Origin of the sequence: Chitinophaga oryziterrae, from assembly GCF_009758125.1 — a bacterium.
Classification (GTDB): Bacteria; Bacteroidota; Bacteroidia; order Chitinophagales; family Chitinophagaceae; genus Chitinophaga; species Chitinophaga oryziterrae.
On sequence record NZ_WRXO01000004.1, the window covers coordinates 157,447 to 181,302 of the forward strand.

Here is a 23,856-nt window from a genome sequence, read left to right on the forward strand (position 1 = left end):
TGTGGAGATTAAGATAATTAAGGAAAGGTATAATACGGAAATAGCGTTTTTGGTGCTGTGTTGCAGGGTCTTTCTTAAAACAGCAGATAAAGAAGTATTAGTGTCCTTTATTGCTGACAGCCGGATCAACTGGAAGAAGGTATATGACCTGAGTACTGTTCATCGTATCAGACCGCTTGTGTTCAATGTATTATTTCCGGTGAAGGAACTGGTGGAAGAAGAGACATTCATATTGTTCCGTTCCTTTTGCATGAACTTCTCTTCCAGGATCTTTAGCAGAAAGGTGGAGTGTGACAGGATCACCAATATCCTGCGGCAACAGGGTATCCATACGCATCCGTATAAAGGGTTTGATCTTGCTGCCTTTATTTACAAGGATATCAGCCTGAGAGAGTGTGCTGATATAGATGTTATTATTGCAGAAAAGGACATTATACCTGTTGTGGATATCCTGAAAAATGAAGGGTATGAGATGGGGAATAAGGATTTTTATAATAGGTTCCCTAAACAGTATTATCAGCAACATAAAGACGTTTGTTTTGATAAAAAAGGGGCTTTTGGAGGTACATTTAATTTTGAATTCCATTTCAGACTGAGCAAATACAGTATGAATACGAATGTATTATTCAGTCAGTTATTAGGGGATGATTATTTGTCTCCTGAGCGGGAATATGATTATAAAGACTATTATAAATTACTGCTTATTAATAATGGTGTAAGTGATTATTATCCGACACTCCGCTCATTACTTGATCTTACTTTTTTTAATGCAGAAGAACCTGGCCCCGAACTTGAACGGTTCGATCTCTTAGGACGCATTCTATCGGGTCATCTTTTTAATACACCTTTTCCTTTGTATGATGCAGCTAATGATCAAAGTCTGAATTATACAAGCAGGTTCTTATTAAATGAATTATTAGGTAAACAGAAAACGAAGAAAGCAGATTTTTTAAGGAATGTTTATCTCGACTTCAGGTTCAGTAATAATATGAGGCTAAAGTTGACAACCTTATTGCTTGCTTTACGTTTTCTGATCGCACCAAATGGCAATGACATCTCCGGTATGCGGCTTCCATTTTATTTTCTCTATTATTTTACAAAGGTTTTCAGGCTGACTACCAGGCTATTGATAAGATTTGCAGGGATTGAGGGAAATAATTAGAGGCCGTATCATCTGGTACGGCCTCTTTGCTTTGGGGTTATTAGTTTTATTAAATTGTCCCCGGTTCATTTAACAGTAAGCACATTGTGTAACGCTATGCTTCTGCAAAGGGATCAGCCGGTTCTCCCATTCTAATAATGTATGATAGATGTCATCCCGGCAATCTGATAACAGATCGCAGGCGGGTTGATGGTCTTGATATTGCGCTGAAGTCCTGGTGGCATCTGCTGTTGTCTACTTATAAAGAGTTTAAACATAGCTGCTGATTTCACCCTGCAAAGATACGGGCTGTCTGTACTGCCTGCTAATTCCGGGGATCTACATTTTGTATACAAAACGACTACGAAGCGTCTACGGGATTCATGGTTTGGGGGGAACAAGGGCTTTAGATAAAAAGTCAGCGGATAGTTCCCGGACTTCCCGTAATGTTTTGTGTTCTTCTTCCTGCAATTTGCCGACCATACTTTTCCCTTTGGGGGTTTTACCAATCAGTAAGGCTGTGGCGGTCGTATGATCATGCCATTTGCCAATGGCATCTTGTAATTTGTTGAGGTAGGTCGTATTCAACCCGAGGCTGGTGGCCATTTTTTCAGGTAAGATGGCAAGAATGTAGAGCAATGCCTTTATTCTTTTCCGGGCAGGGTGGAGATGGTATGCAGAGGCCCCTTCAAGTGCGGAGGTAATAAAACTGAGTTGTGTGCCAAACCAGTGCTTAATAGCGTTATTCTTTACCGCATGGACCTTTCTGTGGAAAGTCTTATCTGCTTTCGAGATCCTTTTGTCGTAATTTCCGGAGCGCGCGCGGAATTTGCCGGATTCATTTTTTACTATACCCGCTTCCTCAGATCTAAGTACTGTATTATTGATCCGGTAACGTTTCATTGTCAGCAGGCTGGTATATGCGTCCCGGATCATTCCGGCATGTTTGAATATCCGTTTTACCTTTTTCAGGTCGGCTGAGGAAAGCTGTTGCCCCCTTAAGGCGTGTGAGAATTGTGTAAAAGCCCTTACCTTTTTTATTTCCACACGTAATTTATGTATGGTTTCCTGACCTCCGTTATTGGAAAAGACCAGCAGATGATGGTGCATATTTGCCCATCTTTTATTGAGGTAGTTTAGCTGCCGTTTCTTTTTCAGCATACCTGTACTTTAAGATAAAGTTAGTATTTTCAGCCTTTCAACGAATATTTTATATTATGAGCAGCCGGGAAACAATTTTAGCAGCTATAAAAGGAAATCAGCCTCCACAGGAAGTATTACCCGATATTGAAGGATTCAGGAATACCATTCCGGGCGATCCTGCCGCTTTCCGTAAAGTAGTGGAATCGCTGGGTGGAGAGGTGATCGACATTGCTCAGTATGCTGATATCAAAGCACATTATAAGGATGCACCGGGGCTTGTAGTGGCGGTAAACCCTGATTTTTACCCCGGAGCGGCCACCGAATGGCAGACAGGGGATGGACGTCAACTGGAACAGGTAGACCTGGCGATTGTACCCGGACAATTAGGCGTTGCGGAAAACGGGGCGGTATGGGTAACGGAAAAGGAGCTGGTGGTGAGAGTATTGCCTTTTATCGCGCAACACCTGGCGATCGTACTGTCTGCTTCAAATATTGTCCCCACTATGCATGATGCGTACGATCATATCGGCGGACCAAAGACCGGCTTTGGCGTGTTTATAGCGGGGCCTTCTAAAACGGCTGATATAGAGCAGTCGCTGGTTTTAGGAGCGCACGGGGCTAAGAGTCTCACTATATTCCTGTTACCATGAAGATCGCTTTTAAAATGCACCTGAAACCCGGGTGCAAAGACGAATACCGCAAACGTCATGATGCACTCTGGCCGGAGTTACATCAGTTGTTGAAAGACAATGGCGTGAGTGACTATACTATTTTCCTGGATGAGGAAACAAATATCCTGTTTGGCGTACAGCAACAGTCGGGCTCACAGTCTTCCCAGGACCTGGGCACGTTGCCGGTTGTGCAGCGCTGGTGGGCGTTTATGGCGGATATTATGGAGACGAACCCGGATAATTCCCCTGTAACGGTACCCTTAACTGAAGTCTTTCACATGGAATGAATAAACCCAATTCCCTTTGTTTGCAGCAAAGCATAATAGGCTTCCCTTGACGTATGGTTATGAAAGCCCATTTCCCATGCAGACAATATAATGAATATATGGTATGGATTTCTAGGAGCCGTCAGAAGGTTCTGACGGCTCTTTTGGTAACCGGGAAAAGTCCGCCCGCAACATTTGCATGTTCACGGGCAGACTTATAGGGTCTTTCAAGGATAGAAGATAAAAGCTAACAAACGTACCAACCATTTATTCAAATGAAAAATACCGGTGTGTCTTTCATGGTTAATTTAACAACAACTGTGAGATGAACGCTTACTGAGGGTGAGTAAGATTTTATATCTGAGAATCTCCGGAATAATCAATTTATCTGAATTGTATTGTTGGTAGTGTTATACTTCACTCCGTAAATACTTTTCAATGTTTCTAAAAGAACAGTAACTGGTTTGTTATATTCTATTATGCCATAAAATCTTATGTTTTGACGCAGTTTACTTATTTTCACTTCCATCCTGAAGTATTTACGGATAAGACCAGCTAATTCTTCCATCGAAATACCATTCTTGCACTGGTAAATTCCCTCCTCCATATCATCAATAATGAAGAGGTCCTTTTTCAGACTGAAATCGGGTTGTGTAAATACTTCTTCACCTGGCTTCAGCATCATTGTATCTTTTCCTTTTATATACTTCACTTTTCCGCTCATGAGCGATACTCCTTCCATACCATCATGACTACTTGCTCTAAAGCGGGTACCAAGTACCTGTATTACACTATTGGGTAAATGGACCCAAAAAGGTTTATGGGCATTTTTAGCTACATCAATATCTGCGTTTCCTGATAAGCTGATTTCACGAATATCACCAAACGTAAGAGGAAATGTGACTGTGGTAGCAGCATTAATCCAAACGGATGTCCCATCTGATAAAATAAGATGGTAAGACTTGCCGGCCGGTACATGTAAGACAGCGGTCCTGCCAGCATTTTTGTCCAGGTGATAAGTAAGTGTGGAACCGTAATTTCCATTAACGGCACCAACTATTGTCATATCATGGTTGCCCATATCCAGAATCTTCCTATTATCTAATACCATCTGGATACTATCCCTGCATGGCATCGACACTTTACTTATATGACTACTATCCCTATGCGGATTTATGATGGAGATAGTCAGGATGAGAAGTGCCAAAGCTGCAACACTGAGTCCTATATAATAACGATCAAAGAACTTGCGTACCGGATGTTTAGCTGTAATAAATACCGGAGCATATCTGGATAATTCAGCTCTTCCATTCACAGCTTCATCACTCATTAATAAATCAAACGTCTCATTATATAAATTCTGCGCATCTTTATTTTCTGTTAATATTTTTTTCAATAAAACACGCTCTTCCTCCGTAATGTCATCGGAAATATCGGAAATAATGAGGGCTAATATAAAATCGTTGTCTTCCATATCTGAATTATACATAAGTCGCTATTTTAATTGAAACCATAACAGAATTAATAAAGAATTCTGCAAAATTGGTCTTAAGAACTGGATAGCCCTGCTAACATATACCCTGATAACCGGTACTGATATCCCCATTCTTCTGGAAGCTTCTTTGTAGTTCAGTCCAACTATATGAACAAGTATAAATGCGTCTTTATGTTTTTCGGACGGTATTTTATTCACAGCCACGCGCACAAATTCGAGGGCCTGCTTGTTCTCCATGGCATTATTGGCAGACTGTTCAGCGGGAAGTATTTCTCCGGCTTCCAGGGGTTGGATGCCCTGTTTCTTTTTCGATCTACATACATTTAACGCTTTGTACCTTGCCATTCCGGTCAGATAACCTTTCACAGTGCTTGTAATATTAATACTTTCCCTGTCTTTCCAGAAATCTTCAAATACTTCCTGAAGAACATCATTGGCTTCGTCCTTATCTTTTAATATTTTAAAAGCCCAGTTGTATACATTCTTTCTGTGTAAATTAAATGCTTCGGTGTGTGCTTCTCCATCTCCTCTTTTTAACGCGGCAATAAAGTGTTTATGCATATATCAGTAATTGTGATTAGTTGATTGGCATTAAGAATATGACTCTAACGCTGACATTATAATCAAGAGTAGATTTATTTTCTTTAATTATAATATCAAACTAATACTGGTAGAATCACCTGGAATGGCAAATGTAGATGATAGATTTTTATGTTTTAGTTAATACGTTGTGAATGAAATAAATTTCCGGCAGCCTCTTTTTATAAGTAAATTACTTCCCGCCATAAATCGAAAAACTTAAAAAAAAACTTACCCATTACTGTTATGAAATCTTTTATTTACCGACTATATACATACACCTTACCAATCTGAAGAACTATGTCAAATGATATGAAAGCTTATCATTTCTTATATAGAGGCGGTTTTCTGACATTATTCTTTTACCTGCGGCTGATGCCATTATTCGCACAAGAGAAGCCGGAAAATAAACTGGTAACACTTAAAATGGAGAATAAGTCATTTAAAAAAGTTTGTAATGCCATCGAACGCCAGGTTAAATACTATTTTGCCGGAGATGAAATACAATACGATCGTGATCAGAAGGTTTCTGTTAATTTTGTTAATACTCCTCTCCATATTGTACTGGACACCTTGCTGAAAGGGAAAGGTGTTACATGGAGTATCAATAGTAAATCCATTGTTCTCAGGAAAACTGCTGAGATAATACCTGTTACAAATGAGAACGATTCCATAACGGTTACCGGCAGAGTATTCGATGAAAAAGATCTCGGATTGCCCGGCGCTACTGTTATGGAGGATAACACGCTGAGGGGGACCACTACAAATCAGTACGGGCAGTTTACTTTCCGTGTTAGTAAAACAGCCACGCTGAAGGTCACCTATGTGGGTTGTAAGGAGTATACAGAAAAGGTAGCTGGGAAAAGCAATTTCCTTATTACGCTTTTTTCTGTGGAAAGTCCCCTCAAAGAAACGGTTGTAACAGGTTATGGAATGGATGACAAACGACTTTTGACCGGAGGTATAAGTCGTGTAAAAGGAGAAATTATAGGATCTCAACCAGTGCTGAACTCATTTCAGGCTATACAGGGAAGGGTGCCTGGCGTGCAAATCACCCAGAATACCGGTATTCCGGGAGGAGGTTTTGATATTCATGTCCGTGGACAGAATAGTTTGAGAATGGTTAATAATCCATTTTATATTATTGATGGCATACCTTATATAGCAGAACCTCTGAATATTCCAGGTGTTTCCTTGTATCCGGCAATTACTAATAACCCATACAATGGTATGAGCCCATTGAATTATATCAATCCGGAAGATATTGCCTCCATAGAAATATTGAAAGACGGGGATGCAACAGCTATCTATGGTTCGAGAAGCGCAAATGGTGTTATATTGATTACAACAAAAAAGGCAGACTCTTCCATGGCAAAAAAGGGAAATCCTATAACATCATGGAAAAATTCCCTCCGGATAACTGCCTGTGTTTATGGAGGGGGAGGTAAGGTCGCCCATACCATGAAACTGCTCAATACGCCACAATACCTGGCCATGCGCTTAGAGGGGATCAAAAACGATAAAACAACGATGAAGCGCTATGACTATGATACAAATAATGAATGGGATACAACCCGCAATACCGACTGGCAAAAAGAGTTAATTGGCAGAATAGTCCATATTAATAATGAATTCGTCACCGTATCAGCAGGTAGTAAGTATACACAAGGGCTGATAACTTTTGGAAATTACAGACAAACCATGCCTTTTCCGGGAGAGAATTTATTTGACCGGACTTCCATTCATGGTAACTTAAATACTATTCCCTCCGGTAAAGGGATTAAAGTCAATATTTCTTTTAACTATTCCAATGGGAAAACAAAAAGTATAGGACAGGACCTTACCCAAATTGCACTCAATCTCGCTCCTGATGCCCCCAGGCTGTATGACTCATTGAATAATATAAACTGGCAGCATAACACCTTTTCGAATCCTGCTTTATTTACCAAACGTCCTTACGTTGGTAATACATCTAATTTAATCGCCGCAGGACAATTCAGCTACCAGCTCAATGAATGGATATCATTTTCATCCAACCTTGGATTTGTTATGAGTTCAGTAAGGGAAAAAAGTAAGCGGTTCCGAACATCCTTCAATCCGGATGTGGCTCCCCTCATGCCTTTATCTGCAACATACGGGCATAGTAAAGTACACTCCTGGATTGCAGAACCACAGGTAAATTATAAAACTGCCATCGGAAAAGGAACATTAACCGGTTTACTGGGTACTACCTACCAGTATGAAGTAACCGATCACCTGAAGCAAACTGCCAGTGGCTTTCAGACAGAGGAACAAATGGATGACATCAGGAACGCCATTCAGACGACCATTGTCCCAACATATCAATATGCAGAATATAAATACGCCGCTCTTTTCGGACGTATTAAATATGAATGGGACCGTAAATACATACTGAATGTATCCGGCAGGATCGATGCCAGCAGCAGGTTCGGGGCTAACAACCAGGTTGCGGAGTTTATGGCAGTAGGGGCCGCCTGGATATTTTCAGGAACAAACTTTATCAAAAATGACCTTCTCTTTTTAAACTTTGGTAAACTCAGGGTTAGTTATGGTTCTACAGGCAGCGATCAGATATCCAACTATGAATATCTGGATGGTTATACTACATTGGACGGTACGTCGTACCAGGGAGTATCTGCTATTGTTCCATCCCGTCCGGCAAACCCTGATTTCAGATGGGAAGTGACCAAAAAGCTGGAAGCGGCACTGGAGTTCGAGTTATTCGGGAAACGTATCTCAGGTACGGTGGAATTTTACAGGAACAGATCGTCTAACCTGTTAGTTAGTTATCCATTACCTCCCACTGCCGGATTTCCATCAGTCCAGTATAATCTGAAAGCCGTTATAGAGAATAAAGGGTTGGAAGCCGAGCTGACAAGTGTTAATATAAAGTTGGCTCCCTTTACCTGGACAAGCTCCTTTAATCTCACTATCCCTCAGAATAAACTCATTTCCTTCCCGGGACTTGCCAATTCATCTTATGCGAATCAGTATGTAATAGGAGAACCGGTATCTATTTTGAAATTATACCACTATCAGGGCGTGGATCCTGTAACAGGACTCTACAAGGTAGAGGATATACATTCCGATGGGGTGTTTGACGTAAAAGACCAGCAATCAGTGAAAAACCTTAAACCTGTATTGTATGGAGGATTGCAGAACGGGTTTGATTACAAATTATTTCATCTTGATTTCTTCCTCTATTTTGTAAAGCAGTTGGGTTATAACTATAGATATAATATGGGACTGCCGGGACAATTTAATCAAAACCAGCCTGTGAGTGTACTGGACCGTTGGAGAGCCGCAGGGGATAATGCTTCTGTCCAGCAATTCAGCAGTGCTGTAAATACTGTCGCCGTACAGAGTTATGACAGGTACAAGAACAGCGATATTCTAGTGTCAGATGCGTCTTTTGTAAGATTAAAAAGTGTGAATCTTTCTTTTCAGTTCCCGGAAAACTGGAAGCCTAAAAAAGTCAACACTGTGAGCATATTTTTGCAGGGGCAGAATTTATTGACGATCACGGGATATGAGGGACTTGATGCAGAGACGCAGAACAATGGCCTGCCTCCTTTGAGAACATTTACAGCTGGTATTAACATCACTTTATAAGTAAAGCTATGCAACCAAAAATATTATTATATACAACGCTGATAATTACAATGGTCAGTTGCAAAAAAATAGTTGCGATCGATCCACCCAAATCGGAGTTGGTCATCAATACGGTGTTTTCCAGCGATGCTATCGCTGAGCAAGCTATTGCAGGTTTATATGCGTCATTATTAGCCGGATATGCTTCGGGAGATCTTACCAGTATCACCTACCTGGCCGGATTATCGTCGGATGAATTGATTCCTGGTTCAGGAGGAGGGATCGATTTCTATAATAATGCAATACTTTCTAATAATGCCGTGATATCGACACTCTGGAGTGATCCGTACAAGGAAATTTACATTGCCAACTCAATATTAAAAGGACTGAACCTGCAAACTACCAATATCTCCCAGACATTAAGGCAACAATTATCCGGAGAGGCCCGCTTCGTGAGAGCTTTTTCTTACTTCTGCCTGATCAATTTATTTGGAGATGTGCCACTGACTTTAACAACAGACTATAATATTAATGAGAACATAGCACGTACCTCAAAGGAAGTGGTGTATGACCAGATTATTACTGATTTGAAAGATGCGCAGAATTTATTGTCGGGAGACTATATTAAAAATGAAAGGGTCCGTGCCAACAAATGGGTAGCCACTGCTTTACTGGCAAGGGTATACTTATACAGGGGACAATGGAGTGATGCTGAAATACAAGCCAGTGCAGTTATTGGTAATAACGCTACATTCAATTTCTGTCCTTTGGACAAAGTATTTTTAATGAACAGCAATGAGGCTATCTGGCAATTGAGCAGGGTGGATGCAAATAGTGCTGATGCTGCTACTTTCGTCATTTCTGCGACGAACCCGGTCAATGCAACAATAAGACCTTCAGTCGTTGCATCGTTTGACCCTGCAGATAAGCGTAAAACGAGCTGGATTACCAGCAGGACGTATAATGGCAATACTTATTATTATCCCACTAAATACAAAGCAACGGAAGTGACGCCTGTCACTGAATATACCACCATATTAAGATTAGCTGAACAGTACCTGATCCGGGCAGAAGCGAGAGTCTGGCAGGGGAAGTTAACAGTTGCTGCATCAGATATCAGCGTCTTACGCCGCAGGGCAGGATTAGCGAACATTACTGCCAGCACAAAAGAGGCTATGCTGGCGATGATTGAAAAAGAGAGGGTGTTTGAGCTTTTCACCGAATGGGGACACCGGTGGTTTGACCTGAAACGGTCACCCAGTCTGACAATCGCAGGGAATACAAGGGCGGATGACCTGTTAAAGCCCTTGGAGAAAAGCTGGCAATCCACCGATACTTTATATCCGATACCGCTGGACCAGCTATTAAAAGATCCGGCTATGGCGAATGCGCAGAATCCGGGTTATTGAAGAAGCTAATTGGCAAAACTGCCAATTAGCCTTTATCTGTTATTGTACCATCTCTCCGATTGCAGAATATACGCAACCCGAAGTGTAAAGCTGATAGGTAACGCCGTATACGATAGTCGTGCATAAAGCACCATTCCCATCGCAGAAGCCCCTGATCTGACATTCCATAGCCTGGCCGGGGTATAGATCTACCAGTCTGGTATAAACCCTGGTTGCCCTGAATTTAGACGCAAAGGCGCCACTAACGGCCAGCAAAATGACGGCACTGGTCAACAAAACTTTTACTCGTTTCATACATTTAAATTTTACAGTTAGAAAAATTGGATGCCTACTCTTTCATTCAGCTTTTCGGCTACCGCTACTTAAATTATATGCCACATAAAAATGGGAGTACAAAGCAATCAGTTTATCTTTTATAATACACATTTCTGTAAAACTCTCTTCATGCTGCATGGGGATGTAGAAGGTCTGGATATAATGACCATCTGTCATTGAATATACATCCACCAGGTTATTCTTATCGATCGCAGCAGGGCTTTCATTATCCCCCAGTAAAGCGGACCTGATATACATTCTATCTGCGTGCAGACATACTGTAGCATTCACAAAAGAAGGAGGGGCGGAGAACGTAGCATTTCCCTGATCAGATGTGTGAGCAATTGAAATCTTTGCAACAGTTGTTGTATCAATAGTACGGACCGTCCTTATCAGGTTCAGGTTAGTATCTAATACCAGACACTGGTTCCGGTAATAGTACATATACACCAGTTTATGGGATGTTTTATCATATTTAAGCTGACCATCTGTACAAAATATTCCATCTATCTGTTTCTTTAAAGTATTTGCCGATGTGATAACATGAGGAGAATCCGTTCGTATTTTCAATAACATATTTTCTTTAGTAACAATATTCACGGCACGTACCGCAAATGAGCCAGGGGAGATATTTGCAGCAGTAGTGAAATAGCTGCTTTTACGCAGGAATGTATCCATTTTTAGGTTTTGCAGATCTCCTCTGAAAAATTTCGGGGAGATGCCGTCAGCCAGATAAACATAAGGTGAATCAACGGATAGACGCGTTGATTGCCAGACAGCTTTGATCTTTTCAGGAAATTGTAATTTTAAATTTTTATCTCCCACCCACAGCTCTAATGGTTTTTTCCTATTCCCCAGATAGATGTTTGCAGATGTATATCCGGCGATGTAAAAATTATTGCCTTTAAGATCTACTTCTTCTGCTACGCTGAGTTTCGTTACCGGGAACCGCCTGGAAAACCCGTTTTTAGTCGCATTGGACCGCCCCATTGTAATGAACAATAAGAACATTAGCAATCCGCAGCATAGTGTACAGATGCTTACAAACCGGATGATATTTGTATTCGACATGACGAACGTTTATCGCTTGTATATGCTGATCCCAATTAATGCGAGTATGACAAACACAATGTTAAAGACAAGATGCTGATTCCAGTTCATTTCTGCTATGATCCCGCCACAGGAGCAGGGGAGATGTATGTTTAAGTTTAATAGTATGATGATATAGAACGTAAATAACAACATGATAGCAAAGCTGGCGCATAAGCCTATTATGCGATAGCGGGGGAGCACCAGTAATCCGGAGATCGTTATTTCTGCTATGGGCACACCGATGGCTACTAAGGGCGCAAACCTGGTAATCATGGGAGACTGACCGATCACTGCCTGAAAATTCCTGAAATCAATGATTTTATATACGGCGGTATATATAAATAATAAAACGAACAGTAGGGATATGATTTCAACCAGCCATTTTTTGATCATAATGCTGTTTTTAGATTGTCCCGTATTTTGAGGTCCCCTTTGATTGTGAGTATGAAGGTCGATTCAAAAGGCATATCACCGTATCGCGTTGCGTTCAATTTACTATCGCGCTGCGTTCTCTGATAATGGTGGGGGTATAACCGAAATGTTGTTTAAAAGCATGTGCAAAGGCGGCGGCAGACCGGTACCCTACCTGCAACGCTATTTCATGAACAGGGTTGTTGGTATGGGCCAGCAGATCTTCCCCTTTTTCCAGTCTGGTTTTTTGAAGATACTGGGAGAAGGAGGTCCCGAATTTCCTGATAAAACTTCTTCTGAGGGTGGATTCGCTGATGTAATACATCTTTGTAAGTTGACTGATGGAGATATCTTTATCGAGGTTGTTGTGGATGAAGTTGAGGATGATGTCCAGGTGTTCTTCATTCTTGGGAGAGATATGATCATCGAGGAAAAGGATCAGTATTTCTTTCAGTTTGGTTTCCAGCCATATTTCGGTTAAGGAGGAATGTATGCGGGTGATCTTCACTTCATTGATCGCCTGGTGTAGCTGGATGAAGATCGTTCTTGGGTAGGTGGCTTTAGCGAGATTGATCAGATGTGTTTTTGTATATCCGTATTGGTGGAGCTCATAGATACCCGGCTCCAGGTCTAATAGCAGCGGAATGCTGTTATCGTTTATGAGGGTGTATTGTCCCTGGTGCAGGGGCTTATTGATGTTCATCAGGACGCTGCCGGTGAGCATGCAATAGAAGGCCATTTCCGCTTCTGCTTTAGCGGTGCTGAAAGAGGCAGATTGCCTGACAAAAAAGGTGATATTATTGATCATATAACCGTTGACGGCCTTTTGCTGATAGAGGATGTCTACGGGGGGAGATGTCATGAGAAAGGGTCTTGAAAAAGCGCAGATATGTTTGGAATAGTGTGAGGGAATGTCATACGTTAATTTGATTAATTGTGAGGGTACGTCAATGACCTTGAACTCTAATAAAAGATTCATAATTTTTACTTTGGATATGCCGCTATGGGTATTAAAAGGGATGTGTGTTCTCGACGCTGCTGATAAAATATTGTAAATCAATTTACGAATTATAAGTAAATGCTTGAGTATTAGATATTAATAATATATCTTAGGGCTACAGATGAATTATATACAATTTTCCGGATCTTATCATATAGGACAACTGCAGGCTGAATTGGCCGGGGTTTTAAAGGAAGAATGGCCATTGCATTTTAATACGCGGGATTATAATGGCGACTGGCGGAGTATTTCTTTGCGCTCTGTAAGTGGGGAGAGTAATGATATTTATGCGCATCCTGACGGGGAGTATAAAGATACACCGGTATTGCGTCTTATGCCTTATGTAAAGGAGATCCTGGATAGCTGGGAATGTGAGAAGGAATCGGTGCGTCTGTTGTCTCTGGCGCCGGGGAGCGTTATCAAACCGCATAAAGACCCTGGGTGCGGATATGCGGATGGGCTGTTCAGGATACATATCCCTATCATAACAAATCCGTTTGTTTTCTTTACCATTGACGGTACTCAGTTACATCTGAAAGCAGGGGAGTGCTGGTATATGGATTTCAGCACTACGCATAGTATTGTGAATAATGGGGATACTGCCAGGGTACATCTGATCATTGATGGTATCCGGAATAGCTGGACGGACCAGTTGTTTGCGGCACATGGGTATGATCTGTCTGCGAAAAAGATGGATGCGGGAGTGAAAGCGCAGATGATAGCTGAGTTGGAAAGAATGGATACGGATACTGCCCGGAATTTAATTGCCAGTTTAAAAGCGGAGAAATAATGTGGATACCTTATAAGCTGAAGGATGGAATGGTGAAATGGATGGACCTTGGGGACAGGCGGATGACAGATCCGTTTTTTGATGAAACGATACATATTTGCAGGAGCAGGCAAAAGGAGCGGTCTTCTTTAGAGAGCCTTTCCAGCGCGGAGTTTCTTGTTGAAGCCAGTAAGGGAGTGAATGCATTATCTCCCGGAGCGTTTATCTTCCATGTTTCCCGTTGCGGGTCTACGTTATTATCGCAGGTGTTTTCACAGCCGGAAGAGAATATAGCCATTGCGGAAGCGCCTTTGCTGGATGAGATATTACAGTTGGGCGATGCTTCTTTATTTAATGCAGCGGTTGCGTTGATGGGGCAGCAACGGAATTTCAAAGAGACGGATTATATTATCAAATTAGATAGCTGGCATATTCATTATTACCATCTTTTACGGGAATGGTACCCTTCAACGCCGTTCTTCTTTTTGTATCGCAGGCCGGATGAGGTGATTGCTTCTCATGCTAAACGGCGGGGGATCCACGCTGTGCCGGGGATGGTGAGTCATTCGTTGCTTAAAACGGATGCGCCGGAAACGTTTGGCGGGGACTTTAACCGGTATACCGCACAGGTGCTGACCCAGTATTTTTTACAGTTAGAGCGTATTTTTGGATTACATCATCCTAAGAATTTGTTTTTTGATTATGCAGCCGGTGGGAAGGCGATGATAACGGCTTTCAGTGAGTTTACAGGTGTGCCGGTACGGGATATGGAGCAGGCGAATACCCGGTTGGGTTATCATAGTAAATCTACGCAGGAAGTTTTCAAACCAGAAGCTACTGTGGATGAGCAATTCTTTTTTGATGATTGTCAGGCGGCTTATGAGCAGCTAAGAACTTTACATGTATGACAGATTTCCTGTTTGTTTTTTATGCGACTCATATGGGTAAAAAGCAGCGAACTGCGATACCTGTATATGAGAATTTCGAGTTTACAGCGGGGATCTGGATGAATATCTTTGGTTTGGGTAAATTCGAGACGTACCAGTTTTTGTATGCTGAATGCCGGGATGTTGATCATTTCAAAGCCTGGATCATTGACTTAAAGGGGGCTGAGTTTTTTCATCATGCTACTTTGCAGTTTGATAACTGGCTGACGTCTTCTTCGGTGGCAGATACTATTTCTCCTGTTTTATTAAGTCCGTCCCAGTTATCCTTCTGGGAACAACAAGGTTATCTTAAAATAAGTGGGTTAGTGGAGGATACTTTATGTGATGATGTAAAAGACCTCATCTGCACTCATTTAAATCTTTCTTCTACCTGGTATCCGGCTCATCCCGACTGGCACGGTCTCATGTTAGAGGTGTACCAGGATGCGCGTCTGGAAGCCATCCGGAAACATCCTCAGGTTCATCAGTTATTCGCTGAGCTGTATAATACGCATCACATCATCTCAAATACAGATAAGCTGAGTTTTAATCCTCCTGAGACTGCTTCCTGGAAGTTCAAGGGGAGCAATCTTCATTGGGACCTGGACCTTTCCAAACCTGTCGAATATTATATCCAGGGGCTTATCTACCTGGATGATGTACCGGAAGACAGGGGACCGCTGCTCGTCGTTCCCGGGTTCCATCATCAGTTTGCTGATTTCATACGGCCATTTTCTACGTTGGATGATGCTATGGAGGCGGTGCGTGCTGTTACTTCCCCCATACCTGTGCCTGGTGTGAAAGGGGATGTGGTCGTGTGGCTCAATACCCTGCCTCATGCAGCGAGTGCCAACCGCTCTTCCCTGCCCAGATTTGTCCAGTACCTTAACTTCTCTACATTATAATGGGTCATATTATACAGTTCACCGGGTTGTCCGGAACGGGTAAAACTACCTTATCGAATGCTTTACTTGCCTGGGGGGAGTTATCCGGCCTGCGTATCAAACTGATAGACGGGGACGTCTACCGTCAGACCCTTTGCAAAGACCTTGGCTTCAGCAAAGCGGACCGCCTGGAGAATATTGCCCGTTTAGGGGCTTATGCCTGGTCTTTGATCGATTCTTACGACTTCATCATCATTGCGGCCATAAATCCTTATGAGGAGGCCCGTATCCGCCTTAAACACCAATACGGCGCTTCCCTGATATGGCTGAGATGTGATTTGCAGACCTTAATTGCCCGGGACCCCAAAGGGTTGTACCGGAAAGCGCTTTTACCGGATAACCATCCTGATAAGATCCATAACCTTACCGGGCTCAATGATACCTTTGAGGATTCTTTAATTGCTGATTTGATTGTGGATACTGATAAACTGAATGCGGAGGAGACGTTGGGGGTTGTTGTGGGGTTCTTATCTGATGTGAAAGGTGCCGTTGTCTTTATCTGAGTAGTAGTCGATCCCGTTGGTGGCTTTTAGTGCCTTTAGGACATTCTCTATTGGTTTATTCTTATCAATCACCCCCGAGAACCGTTTACTGCCTGTTTCCTTATCATCCAGTTCTACGCTTATCCCATATATCCTCGGGATGATCCTACAGACGTCTTCCAGCTTTGTATTGCAGAAGACGAATTTCCCTTGTCGCCAGCTTAAGACTTCTGCTTCATCGAATGTATTGATAACAGAACCGATTAATTCCTGTCCGGGTTTTAATAAAACGTTATTTACTTTAATGGCCCCTTTAACTAATGCGACCTTTTCTACATCATAACTATTCACATTGAATTCTGTGCCTACAACTAGTATTGTTGAATTCGGCAGGTGAACGATGAATGGTTTGTCAGCTTCTTTTGCTACTTTCAGATAGGCTTCTCCATTGATAAATACTTCCCTTTTATTTCCTGTGAACGCTAATGGAAACCGCATCGTTGTGGCCGCATTTAACTGTATCTCCGTTCCATCGGATAGATTCATCGTATAACCCTTTCCTGCTGGTATTTTAAGCGTTGCGTATTCCGCTTTATGCGTCTTCATCACCGTGGCTATCTTGTTGTTATTACTTAAATTAATAACCTGCCCGTTCGCTAGCTGCAGTTGAATGTTCTTTGATGGAATCTGCGTTCTGTAAACATTTGACACCATTAATAAGGCAATGATGAGGGTCGCTGTGCTTACATAAATGATCTTTCTCCTTTTCTGACGGTGTATCCGGTTAATAATTTTATCAGCAGCGTTATTGTCCTGCTTTATATATTGTTGAACAGCTTCTACATTTAGTACCTGCCAGAGATCTTCCCTGATTTTCCTGGCCTCTACTCTTTGGGATAACTGGTCCGACAGGATATCCGTGCCGTCGTCTGAGAGGGTTCCAAGGATTTCCTGTATTACTAAAAGCCTTATATCTTCCAGTTTGGTATTCATTCTAAACCTAATAAAGTAAAAAGTTAATTCCAGGTAATGTTGGTTTTGAAATTATTTTGAGCATGCAGGTGTCTAAATCATTGAATTGAAGACATTTGATCCTTTGGCTGAAAAAAGTTTTTATTGGAACGTTACCTTTTTATTAAGTTTTACTTTTCTATAGTAGGGACGATATTTATCCTCTCTGATTTAGTTTTACTATACCTGTGAATATCATGTGAAACTACAATGTGAATGCTTTTTACTTTTACCTTAATTTCTCAGTAGCCGTTAAAAGACACTCTATTGCACTTGCGCTTGCCTGCTAGCGTTAAATAGTACGACCAACCAACCATTTTACTAACCAAAATCGTAGTGCACTTATGCAAAAGATTGTCAAATTCAACCGCGCATTTCTATACTGCTGCCTGGTTGCTATGCTCTGCTTATCTCCTCTCTTTGTTAAAAGTGAGCCTCTGCAAGGTAAACCTCTGACTATTTCGATTAAAAATACTTCGCTGGCAGAAGTGCTGCGACAAATATCTAAAAAGAGTGGTGTCTACATTTATTTTCAGGATGCGGATTTGTCTGCGTATCCCAGTGTATCCATTGATGTGAAGAATAAAGCGGTGGATGTTGTTTTGCATGAGTTGCTGGATGGAAGAGGGTTGACGTGGGTGGAGGTGGGTAAGAATTCGATAGCGATAAGGAGGACAGTGGTGGTTAATAATAGTAATTCGGATACGACTATTACTTTAAAGGGTAAAGTTGTTAATGAAAAAGGAGAGCCTATTATTGGAGCTACGGTGCTTATAAAAGGATCTACTATGGGAACAACTACATTAGAAAATGGAGATTTTAGTTTGAATTCAGTTCGTCGAAACGCTGCACTAACAGTCAGCAGTATTGGGTTTGTTACCCAAGATGTTAGCTTTGGAAGTGGTCGAACCAAAGTAATTCAGTTAAAAAATTATGTAGGAGCACTGGATGAAACAGTTATAATCGCTTATGGTACAACGACTCGTCGTTTTAGTACAGGAAATGTCACAACTGTAAAAGCTGAAGAAATAGAAAAACAACCAGTAAGTAATCCACTACTTAGTTTACAAGGACGAGTAGCTGGAATGTTAATCACACAGCAAACTGGTGTACCAGGTGGTGCAATACAAGTACAAATTAGGGGACGCAGTAGCATTAATCCTGCTGTTGGAAATGATCCATTGTACATTATTGATGGGGTTCCGTATTCTTCCCAGTCATTATCAAAGCTTGGTTTAGGTATTACAGGAAATGGGAATCCACTTAACTTGATCAATCCGTTAGATATTCTGAGTATAGATATATTAAAAGATGCCGATGCTACAGCAATTTATGGATCCCGAGGATCAAATGGAGTAGTCCTCATAACAACTAAAAAAGGTCAAATTGGCGCAAGTAAAGTAGAATTCAGTGGATATTTCGGTACTGGTAATGTAACCCGTAGCCCTAATTTACTTAATACAAATCAGTATTTAGAAATGCGGCACGAAGCGTTTCTAAATGATCACATGACGCCCGACCCAACTTTTGATCAAGATATAAATGGAATTTGGGATACTACACGTTATACTAATTGGCCTAAAAAAGTCATTCAGGGAAATGCGCAATATACGGATTCAAGAATATCTCTATCAGGCGGAAATGCTAACACACAATACCTAATTGATGGTAGTTATCATAAAGAGACAACAACTTTTTCAAAAGATTTTTTTGATAAAAAAAACGCCATCCATTTCAACATAAATTCAGTATCACAAAACCAAAAATTTAAAATCACTTTATCGGGAATATATCTAATAGACAATAATAACCTGACCGCTGGTGATGTAACCGATAGGATATTATTACCGCCTGATGCTCCAGCCATATTTAATTCAGATGCAACATTAAATTGGGCTAACAATACGTGGGATAATCCACAAGCTCGTTTTTATAACAAGTATAAAACCTTTACTACCAATTTAGTAAGTAATTCAGTATTAAGTTATAACTTTATTCCCAATCTTGACGTTAAAGTTAATTTAGGTTATACAAATACTCAAACAAATGAAACGTTAACAAACGCCATTGCTTCATATAGACCATCCTATGGTATTACAACAGGATCTTCACAGTTTACTAATAATTATGGTTATACATGGATTACTGAACCTCAAATAACTTATAACTTAAGACTAGGGTCCGGAAAGATTAATGCTTTAATAGGTAATACAATTCAAAAATTAGTATCAAATCAACAAGTCATACAAGGAAATGGTTATACAAATGATGCATTGCTATATAGCTTAGCTGCTGCAGCCAATGTTTCAAAAGGCGATGTTAATTACATACAGTATAAATATAACGCAATATATGGTCGTTTAACATACAACCTCAAAGATAGATACTTATTAAATTTAACAGCTCGAAGAGATGGCAGTAGTAGATTTGGACCAGGAAAGCAATTTGGTAACTTCGGTTCAATAGCTACAGGGTGGATATTCTCTAACGAAAATTTCAGCAAAAAGAACTTGCCGATGTTGAGCTTTGGCAAAATTAGGGCGAGCTATGGAACCACGGGTAATGATCAGATTTCTGACTATCAATATTTAGGATTATATGAATTTACAAATGGAGGAATTCCATACCAAGGTGGACAAGGCCTCTTTCCCAGTTATCTTCCAGCATCAGATTACAGTTGGGAAAAAAATGTAAAAACAGAAGGTGCTATTGAATTAGGATTTATAAAAGATAGAATCTTATTAACTGTTAACTATTATCATAATTATTCCTCAAACCAATTAGTCAATTATAGATTACCAGATATAGCTGGATTTCAAAGTATTACTGCTAATTTACCGGCAACAGTACAAAATAGTGGATGGGAGTTTACATTGAACACAACTAATATAAAAACTCAAAAATTTAGTTGGATTTCTTCAGGCAATCTAACTATTGCTAATAATAAACTTGTGAAATTCGCTAACCTAAAAAATTCATCTTATAAAGATATATACGAAATAGGTAAATCCATTCAAGTTGTAAAAGTTTATCACTTAACTGGAGTTGATTCGGAAACTGGAGTATATAAATTTTCTGACAAGAATGGTAAGGAAACTTTCAATCCAGATTATGAAAATGATAGAACTACATTTATAAATACGGCACCAAAATTTTACGGTGGATTTCAAAATACCATCCAATACAAAGGATTACAACTTGATTTTCTAATCCAATTTGTGAAGCAAATAGGACATAACTATTTGTACTCAACTCAATTTCCAGGTAGATTTTATTTTAATCAGCCAAAGGAAATATTGCATAGATGGAAAAAAAGTGGTGATATTAGTTCAATACAAAAATTCACGCAAAATTCAGGATCGGATGCTGCAAGAGCCTATGATTTTGCAGGATTCAGTGATTATGCTTATACAGATGCCTCATTCATCCGTTTAAAAAACTTTTCAATATCATACAGCTTACATGAAATCTTTAAGAAAAGCATGCATCTCCAAAATGCAAGGGTATATGTCCAAGGACAAAATTTTCTTACAATAACTAGATATAAAGGTGTAGATCCAGAAAATCAAAGTATTTCAGCACTCCCTCCATTAAAAGTATTAACAGCTGGTATACATCTCGAATTGTAAACGTTAACATTTAATAAAAAAAAATGAAATCATCAAATTTCGTGAAAAAAATAAGCGTTAAAGTATATGCAATCGTAAAAAAAGTAAAATTTATAGGATTAACTGCGATTTTATTTTTTATTCATTTGCAGTGCAAAAAATTAGTCGAAATTCCTTCTCCCCTAACTCAACCGGATTCGAAAATTATATATAGTTCTAATTCTACAGCTATTTCTGTCCTTACAGGAATATATACAAGGCTAAGTGGATATGGGTCAGGTACGGGTATAACTAGTATTTCAATGATTGCAGGTTTGACAGCAGACGAGTTAAAAGGTTATCCCACCTATTACAGCATGATTCCACAAGCATATGCTAATTCCTTACTTAGTACAAATGCTCTATACTGGACAGAAATGTATAACTATATCTATGCAACAAATGCAGCTATTGAAGGATTGGAAAGTTCCAGTGGAATATCAGATCAAGTTAAACATCAATTATTGGGTGAAGCGAAGTTTATGAGAGCCTTCTTCCACTTTTATTTAGTTAATCTATTCGGTGATATTCCAATCATTACCTCAACAAATTATAAAGAAAATATAATTATGCAACGAATGCCTAAGGCTGAAGTTTATAAACAAATTATTTCTGACCTGAAAGATGCGCAAAATTCACTAAATGAAAATTATGTTGGAATAAATGTAACATCATCTTCAGATGAAAGGGTACGACCAAATAAATTTGCTGCTACTGCATTGTTGGCTAGAACTTATCTCTATATAGGAGACTGGAAAAATGCAGAGGATCAGTCATCTAGGGTTATAAATAATGTCACTTTATACGATACCATCCCTTTAGCTAGTGTCTTTCTAAAAAATAGTAAAGAAGCTATTTGGCAACTGCAACCAATCAATATTGGCTGGAATACAGAAGACGCAAGAATTTTCATTCTATTAACAGGAGTTAATGATGAACAACCAGTTTCTGTAAGTAAGTTTCTATATGATGCCTTTGAAATGGGAGATCTAAGAAAAAGTAATTGGCTTGGGAATAACATATCAAATGGAACATCGTACTATTATCCTTTTAAATATAAGAGCGCTATTCAAAATGCACCCGTTACTGAATATTTAATGGTATTACGTCTCGCAGAGCAATACTTAATTCGTGCTGAAGCAAGAGCAAATTTAGGTAATGTAACAGGATCCAATAGTGCAGCAACTGATTTAAATGTTATTCGAACAAGAGCTGGTCTAGCTAATACTACGGCAATAACTGCTAGTGAAATGCTTGCCTCAATTATGCATGAAAGGCAAGTTGAGCTTTTCTCAGAATGGGGGCATAGATGGTTTGATTTAAAAAGAAATGGACTAATAGATGCTGTGATGGCAGAGGTGACCCCTCAAAAAGGAGGAGTTTGGAATAACAACTGGAGTCTTTACCCTATTCCTTTAGCGACAATTCAAGCAAGTAGTACACTTCATCAAAATCCAGGTTATCAATAATTGATAAATTAAGAATCGAACAAAAAGGAACTGGATGAATTGGATTAATTATGAATTATAAATCAAAATAAATATTATGCTCAATTGTCGGATCAAATATGCGGTAACCTTGATCTCTATGCTACTAATCTATAGAAATTCAATTGCTATAAATTTTAAAGGAATAAAATTTGAGCAAACTCTAAATTGGGAACAAATAAAAGCAAAGGCCAAAGCCGAAAAAAAATATATCTTCATAGATTGCTATACTACTTGGTGTGGTCCTTGCAAAATGATGAATAATAATATATTTGGACTAGAAAAAGTGGGAACTTTTTTCAATGAAAATTTCATCAATGTTCAAGTGCAATTTGACAGAACTAATATTGATAATCAACAGATTAAGAATTGGTATGCTGATGTTGAAAAATTTAAAAAAATGGCAAATATAGAGGCGTACCCGACTTTTCTATTCTTTAATCCAGATGGGGAATTAGTACATTTAATAACAGGTGCGTTCAATGAAGGTCAAGAATTTATAAACAAAGCATCCGAGTCTTTAATGCCTGAATTCCAATATTTTACTTTATATAAACGATTTAAAAAAGGAGAAAGAGGTCCCCTTTTAGCAAATAAACTTGTACCTGTAGCATTAAAAGCTAATGATAGGAAAACCGCGATTATTTTAGGCGATGATTATGTCTTATCATTGAATGATCCATTTACCAAAGACAATCTCATGATAATTTATCAAATTATAAAAGATGTAAATAGTAAAGCATTTAAGTTTTTCTTAAATAATTCCAATAAAATAAACCAAGTATTAAATGATAGAGAATTTTCACAAGGAGTTATAAGAAATCAAATATACAACGAGGTTGTTCATCCATTTGCAAATAAAGCGTTTATTAATAATAGAAAGGTTGATTGGGATAGTATAACCCAAAAGGTTGCATACATTTGTCCGGAACTTTCTGATGAAATAATTTTGAAAGAAAAGCTCAATTATTACAAAGATGCAGCAATGAACCCTATAGAAGCGTCCAAATATTTTATAGAATATCTAAATAGATATGGTGAAAGGATGAATCAATTTGAAATGAATAACTATATATGGTACTTTTTTGAAAATATTCAGGATGAAAACTATTTGAAAACTATGCTAACTTGGAGTAAAAAAAATTTAACCAGTGGTGACGGAAAATATTATCCAGTCTATGATACTTATGCTAATCTCTTATATAGAACAGGGGAAATTAAAGAAGCCCTACTATGGGAAAAAAAAGCATTAAAATTAGTTACTGAACTTAAACAAGAAGAGGATATTAAAATATATAAAGAAACATTAGATAAAATGAATAATGGAATTCCAACTTGGCCGACAAACTAACGGCGGACAAATCTTATAGACTGAAATTTATACTAATGAATACTTGATTGAAGTGCTGCATTTGAGTGGACATGGAGTTAAGAGAAAAAAATCTATACCTTAACA

20 protein-coding genes are annotated in these 23,856 nt (G+C 39.5%); 12 read left to right on the plus strand and 8 right to left on the minus strand.

Features of this window, described 5'->3' with window-relative positions; genetic code table 11:
• The first annotated feature begins 1 nt into the window (after nt 1).
• Nucleotides 2-1,162, plus strand: coding sequence for a nucleotidyltransferase family protein (locus tag GO495_RS15610; RefSeq protein WP_157300650.1), 1,161 nt, complete (start codon nt 2-4; stop codon nt 1,160-1,162).
• A 360-nt stretch (nt 1,163-1,522) separates the two neighbouring features.
• Here GO495_RS15610 and GO495_RS15615 read toward each other — a convergent pair whose 3' ends face one another.
• Entirely contained in the window at nt 1,523-2,302 is a 780-nt protein-coding gene (locus GO495_RS15615) for a CHAD domain-containing protein (protein WP_157300651.1), read from the minus strand.
• Nucleotides 2,303-2,358: 56 nt separating this feature from the next.
• On the opposite strand from GO495_RS15615, the gene GO495_RS15620 reads away from it, so the two are divergent.
• Both GO495_RS15620 and rhaM read left to right on the plus strand, forming a co-directional pair.
• Nucleotides 2,359-2,934, plus strand: coding sequence for a LutC/YkgG family protein (locus GO495_RS15620; protein ID WP_157300652.1), 576 nt, complete (start codon nt 2,359-2,361; stop codon nt 2,932-2,934).
• On the plus strand, nt 2,931-3,242 hold the full coding sequence (gene rhaM / locus GO495_RS15625) for an L-rhamnose mutarotase (protein ID WP_157300653.1): 312 nt from the start codon (nt 2,931-2,933) through the stop codon (nt 3,240-3,242). The genes GO495_RS15620 and rhaM overlap by 4 nt, the downstream gene beginning before the upstream one ends.
• A 358-nt stretch (nt 3,243-3,600) precedes the next feature.
• Here rhaM and GO495_RS15630 read toward each other — a convergent pair whose 3' ends face one another.
• The gene (locus GO495_RS15630; protein WP_157300654.1) at nt 3,601-4,710 is read right to left on the minus strand and encodes a FecR family protein; all 1,110 of its coding nucleotides are present in this window, start codon (nt 4,708-4,710) and stop codon (nt 3,601-3,603) included.
• Nucleotides 4,711-4,716: 6 nt separating this feature from the next.
• Nucleotides 4,717-5,277, minus strand: coding sequence for an RNA polymerase sigma factor (locus GO495_RS15635; RefSeq protein ID WP_157300655.1), 561 nt, complete (start codon nt 5,275-5,277; stop codon nt 4,717-4,719).
• Between the two features lie 318 nt (nt 5,278-5,595).
• Here GO495_RS15635 and GO495_RS15640 point away from each other — a divergent pair, with 318 nt between their 5' ends.
• A complete protein-coding gene (locus tag GO495_RS15640) occupies nt 5,596-8,928 on the plus strand; it encodes a SusC/RagA family TonB-linked outer membrane protein (RefSeq protein ID WP_157300656.1) in 3,333 nt (1,110 codons plus the stop codon).
• A gap of 8 nt (nt 8,929-8,936) precedes the next feature.
• Nucleotides 8,937-10,316, plus strand: a complete 1,380-nt coding sequence (locus GO495_RS15645; protein ID WP_157300657.1) for a RagB/SusD family nutrient uptake outer membrane protein — start codon at nt 8,937-8,939, stop codon at nt 10,314-10,316.
• Between the two features lie 39 nt (nt 10,317-10,355).
• On the opposite strand, the gene GO495_RS15650 is transcribed toward GO495_RS15645, so the two are convergent.
• From GO495_RS15650 to GO495_RS15665, 4 genes are all read right to left on the minus strand, one after another.
• On the minus strand, nt 10,356-10,610 hold the full coding sequence (locus GO495_RS15650; protein WP_157300658.1) for a DUF6520 family protein: 255 nt from the start codon (nt 10,608-10,610) through the stop codon (nt 10,356-10,358).
• Between the two features lie 42 nt (nt 10,611-10,652).
• Nucleotides 10,653-11,702, minus strand: coding sequence for a hypothetical protein (locus GO495_RS15655; RefSeq protein ID WP_157300659.1), 1,050 nt, complete (start codon nt 11,700-11,702; stop codon nt 10,653-10,655).
• A 9-nt stretch (nt 11,703-11,711) separates the two neighbouring features.
• A complete protein-coding gene (locus GO495_RS15660; protein ID WP_157300660.1) occupies nt 11,712-12,116 on the minus strand; it encodes a MauE/DoxX family redox-associated membrane protein in 405 nt (134 codons plus the stop codon).
• A 94-nt stretch (nt 12,117-12,210) separates the two neighbouring features.
• A complete protein-coding gene (locus GO495_RS15665; RefSeq protein ID WP_157300661.1) occupies nt 12,211-13,113 on the minus strand; it encodes a helix-turn-helix transcriptional regulator in 903 nt (300 codons plus the stop codon).
• Between the two features lie 142 nt (nt 13,114-13,255).
• On the opposite strand from GO495_RS15665, the gene GO495_RS15670 reads away from it, so the two are divergent.
• The 4 genes from GO495_RS15670 to GO495_RS15685 are packed head-to-tail and all read left to right on the plus strand — an operon-like array spanning nt 13,256 to nt 16,276.
• The gene (locus tag GO495_RS15670; RefSeq protein ID WP_157300662.1) at nt 13,256-13,924 is read left to right on the plus strand and encodes an aspartyl/asparaginyl beta-hydroxylase domain-containing protein; all 669 of its coding nucleotides are present in this window, start codon (nt 13,256-13,258) and stop codon (nt 13,922-13,924) included.
• Nucleotides 13,924-14,811 (plus strand): hypothetical protein, encoded by an 888-nt coding sequence (locus GO495_RS15675; protein ID WP_157300663.1) that lies wholly within the window; start codon nt 13,924-13,926, stop codon nt 14,809-14,811. The genes GO495_RS15670 and GO495_RS15675 overlap by 1 nt, the downstream gene beginning before the upstream one ends.
• Complete coding sequence (locus GO495_RS15680; RefSeq protein ID WP_157300664.1) at nt 14,808-15,734, plus strand: phytanoyl-CoA dioxygenase family protein; 927 nt, start codon at nt 14,808-14,810, stop codon at nt 15,732-15,734. Before GO495_RS15675 ends, GO495_RS15680 begins: the two co-directional genes overlap by 4 nt.
• Nucleotides 15,734-16,276 carry an adenylyl-sulfate kinase gene (locus GO495_RS15685; protein WP_157300665.1) on the plus strand — a complete coding sequence of 181 codons (543 nt, stop codon included), beginning with the start codon at nt 15,734-15,736 and terminating at the stop codon, nt 16,274-16,276. Before GO495_RS15680 ends, GO495_RS15685 begins: the two co-directional genes overlap by 1 nt.
• Here the strand turns inward: GO495_RS15685 and GO495_RS15690 are convergent.
• Nucleotides 16,241-17,248, minus strand: a complete 1,008-nt coding sequence (locus tag GO495_RS15690; protein WP_157300666.1) for a FecR family protein — start codon at nt 17,246-17,248, stop codon at nt 16,241-16,243. The genes GO495_RS15685 and GO495_RS15690 overlap by 36 nt on opposite strands.
• 362 nt (nt 17,249-17,610) lie before the next feature.
• Between GO495_RS15690 and GO495_RS15695 the strand changes: the two genes are divergently transcribed.
• From GO495_RS15695 to GO495_RS15705, 3 genes are all read left to right on the plus strand, one after another.
• Complete coding sequence (locus GO495_RS15695) at nt 17,611-20,895, plus strand: SusC/RagA family TonB-linked outer membrane protein (protein WP_157300667.1); 3,285 nt, start codon at nt 17,611-17,613, stop codon at nt 20,893-20,895.
• A gap of 23 nt (nt 20,896-20,918) precedes the next feature.
• Entirely contained in the window at nt 20,919-22,382 is a 1,464-nt protein-coding gene (locus tag GO495_RS15700) for a RagB/SusD family nutrient uptake outer membrane protein (RefSeq protein WP_157300668.1), read from the plus strand.
• Between the two features lie 118 nt (nt 22,383-22,500).
• On the plus strand, nt 22,501-23,751 hold the full coding sequence (locus GO495_RS15705; RefSeq protein WP_157300669.1) for a thioredoxin family protein: 1,251 nt from the start codon (nt 22,501-22,503) through the stop codon (nt 23,749-23,751).
• The last annotated feature ends 105 nt before the right edge of the window (nt 23,752-23,856 follow it).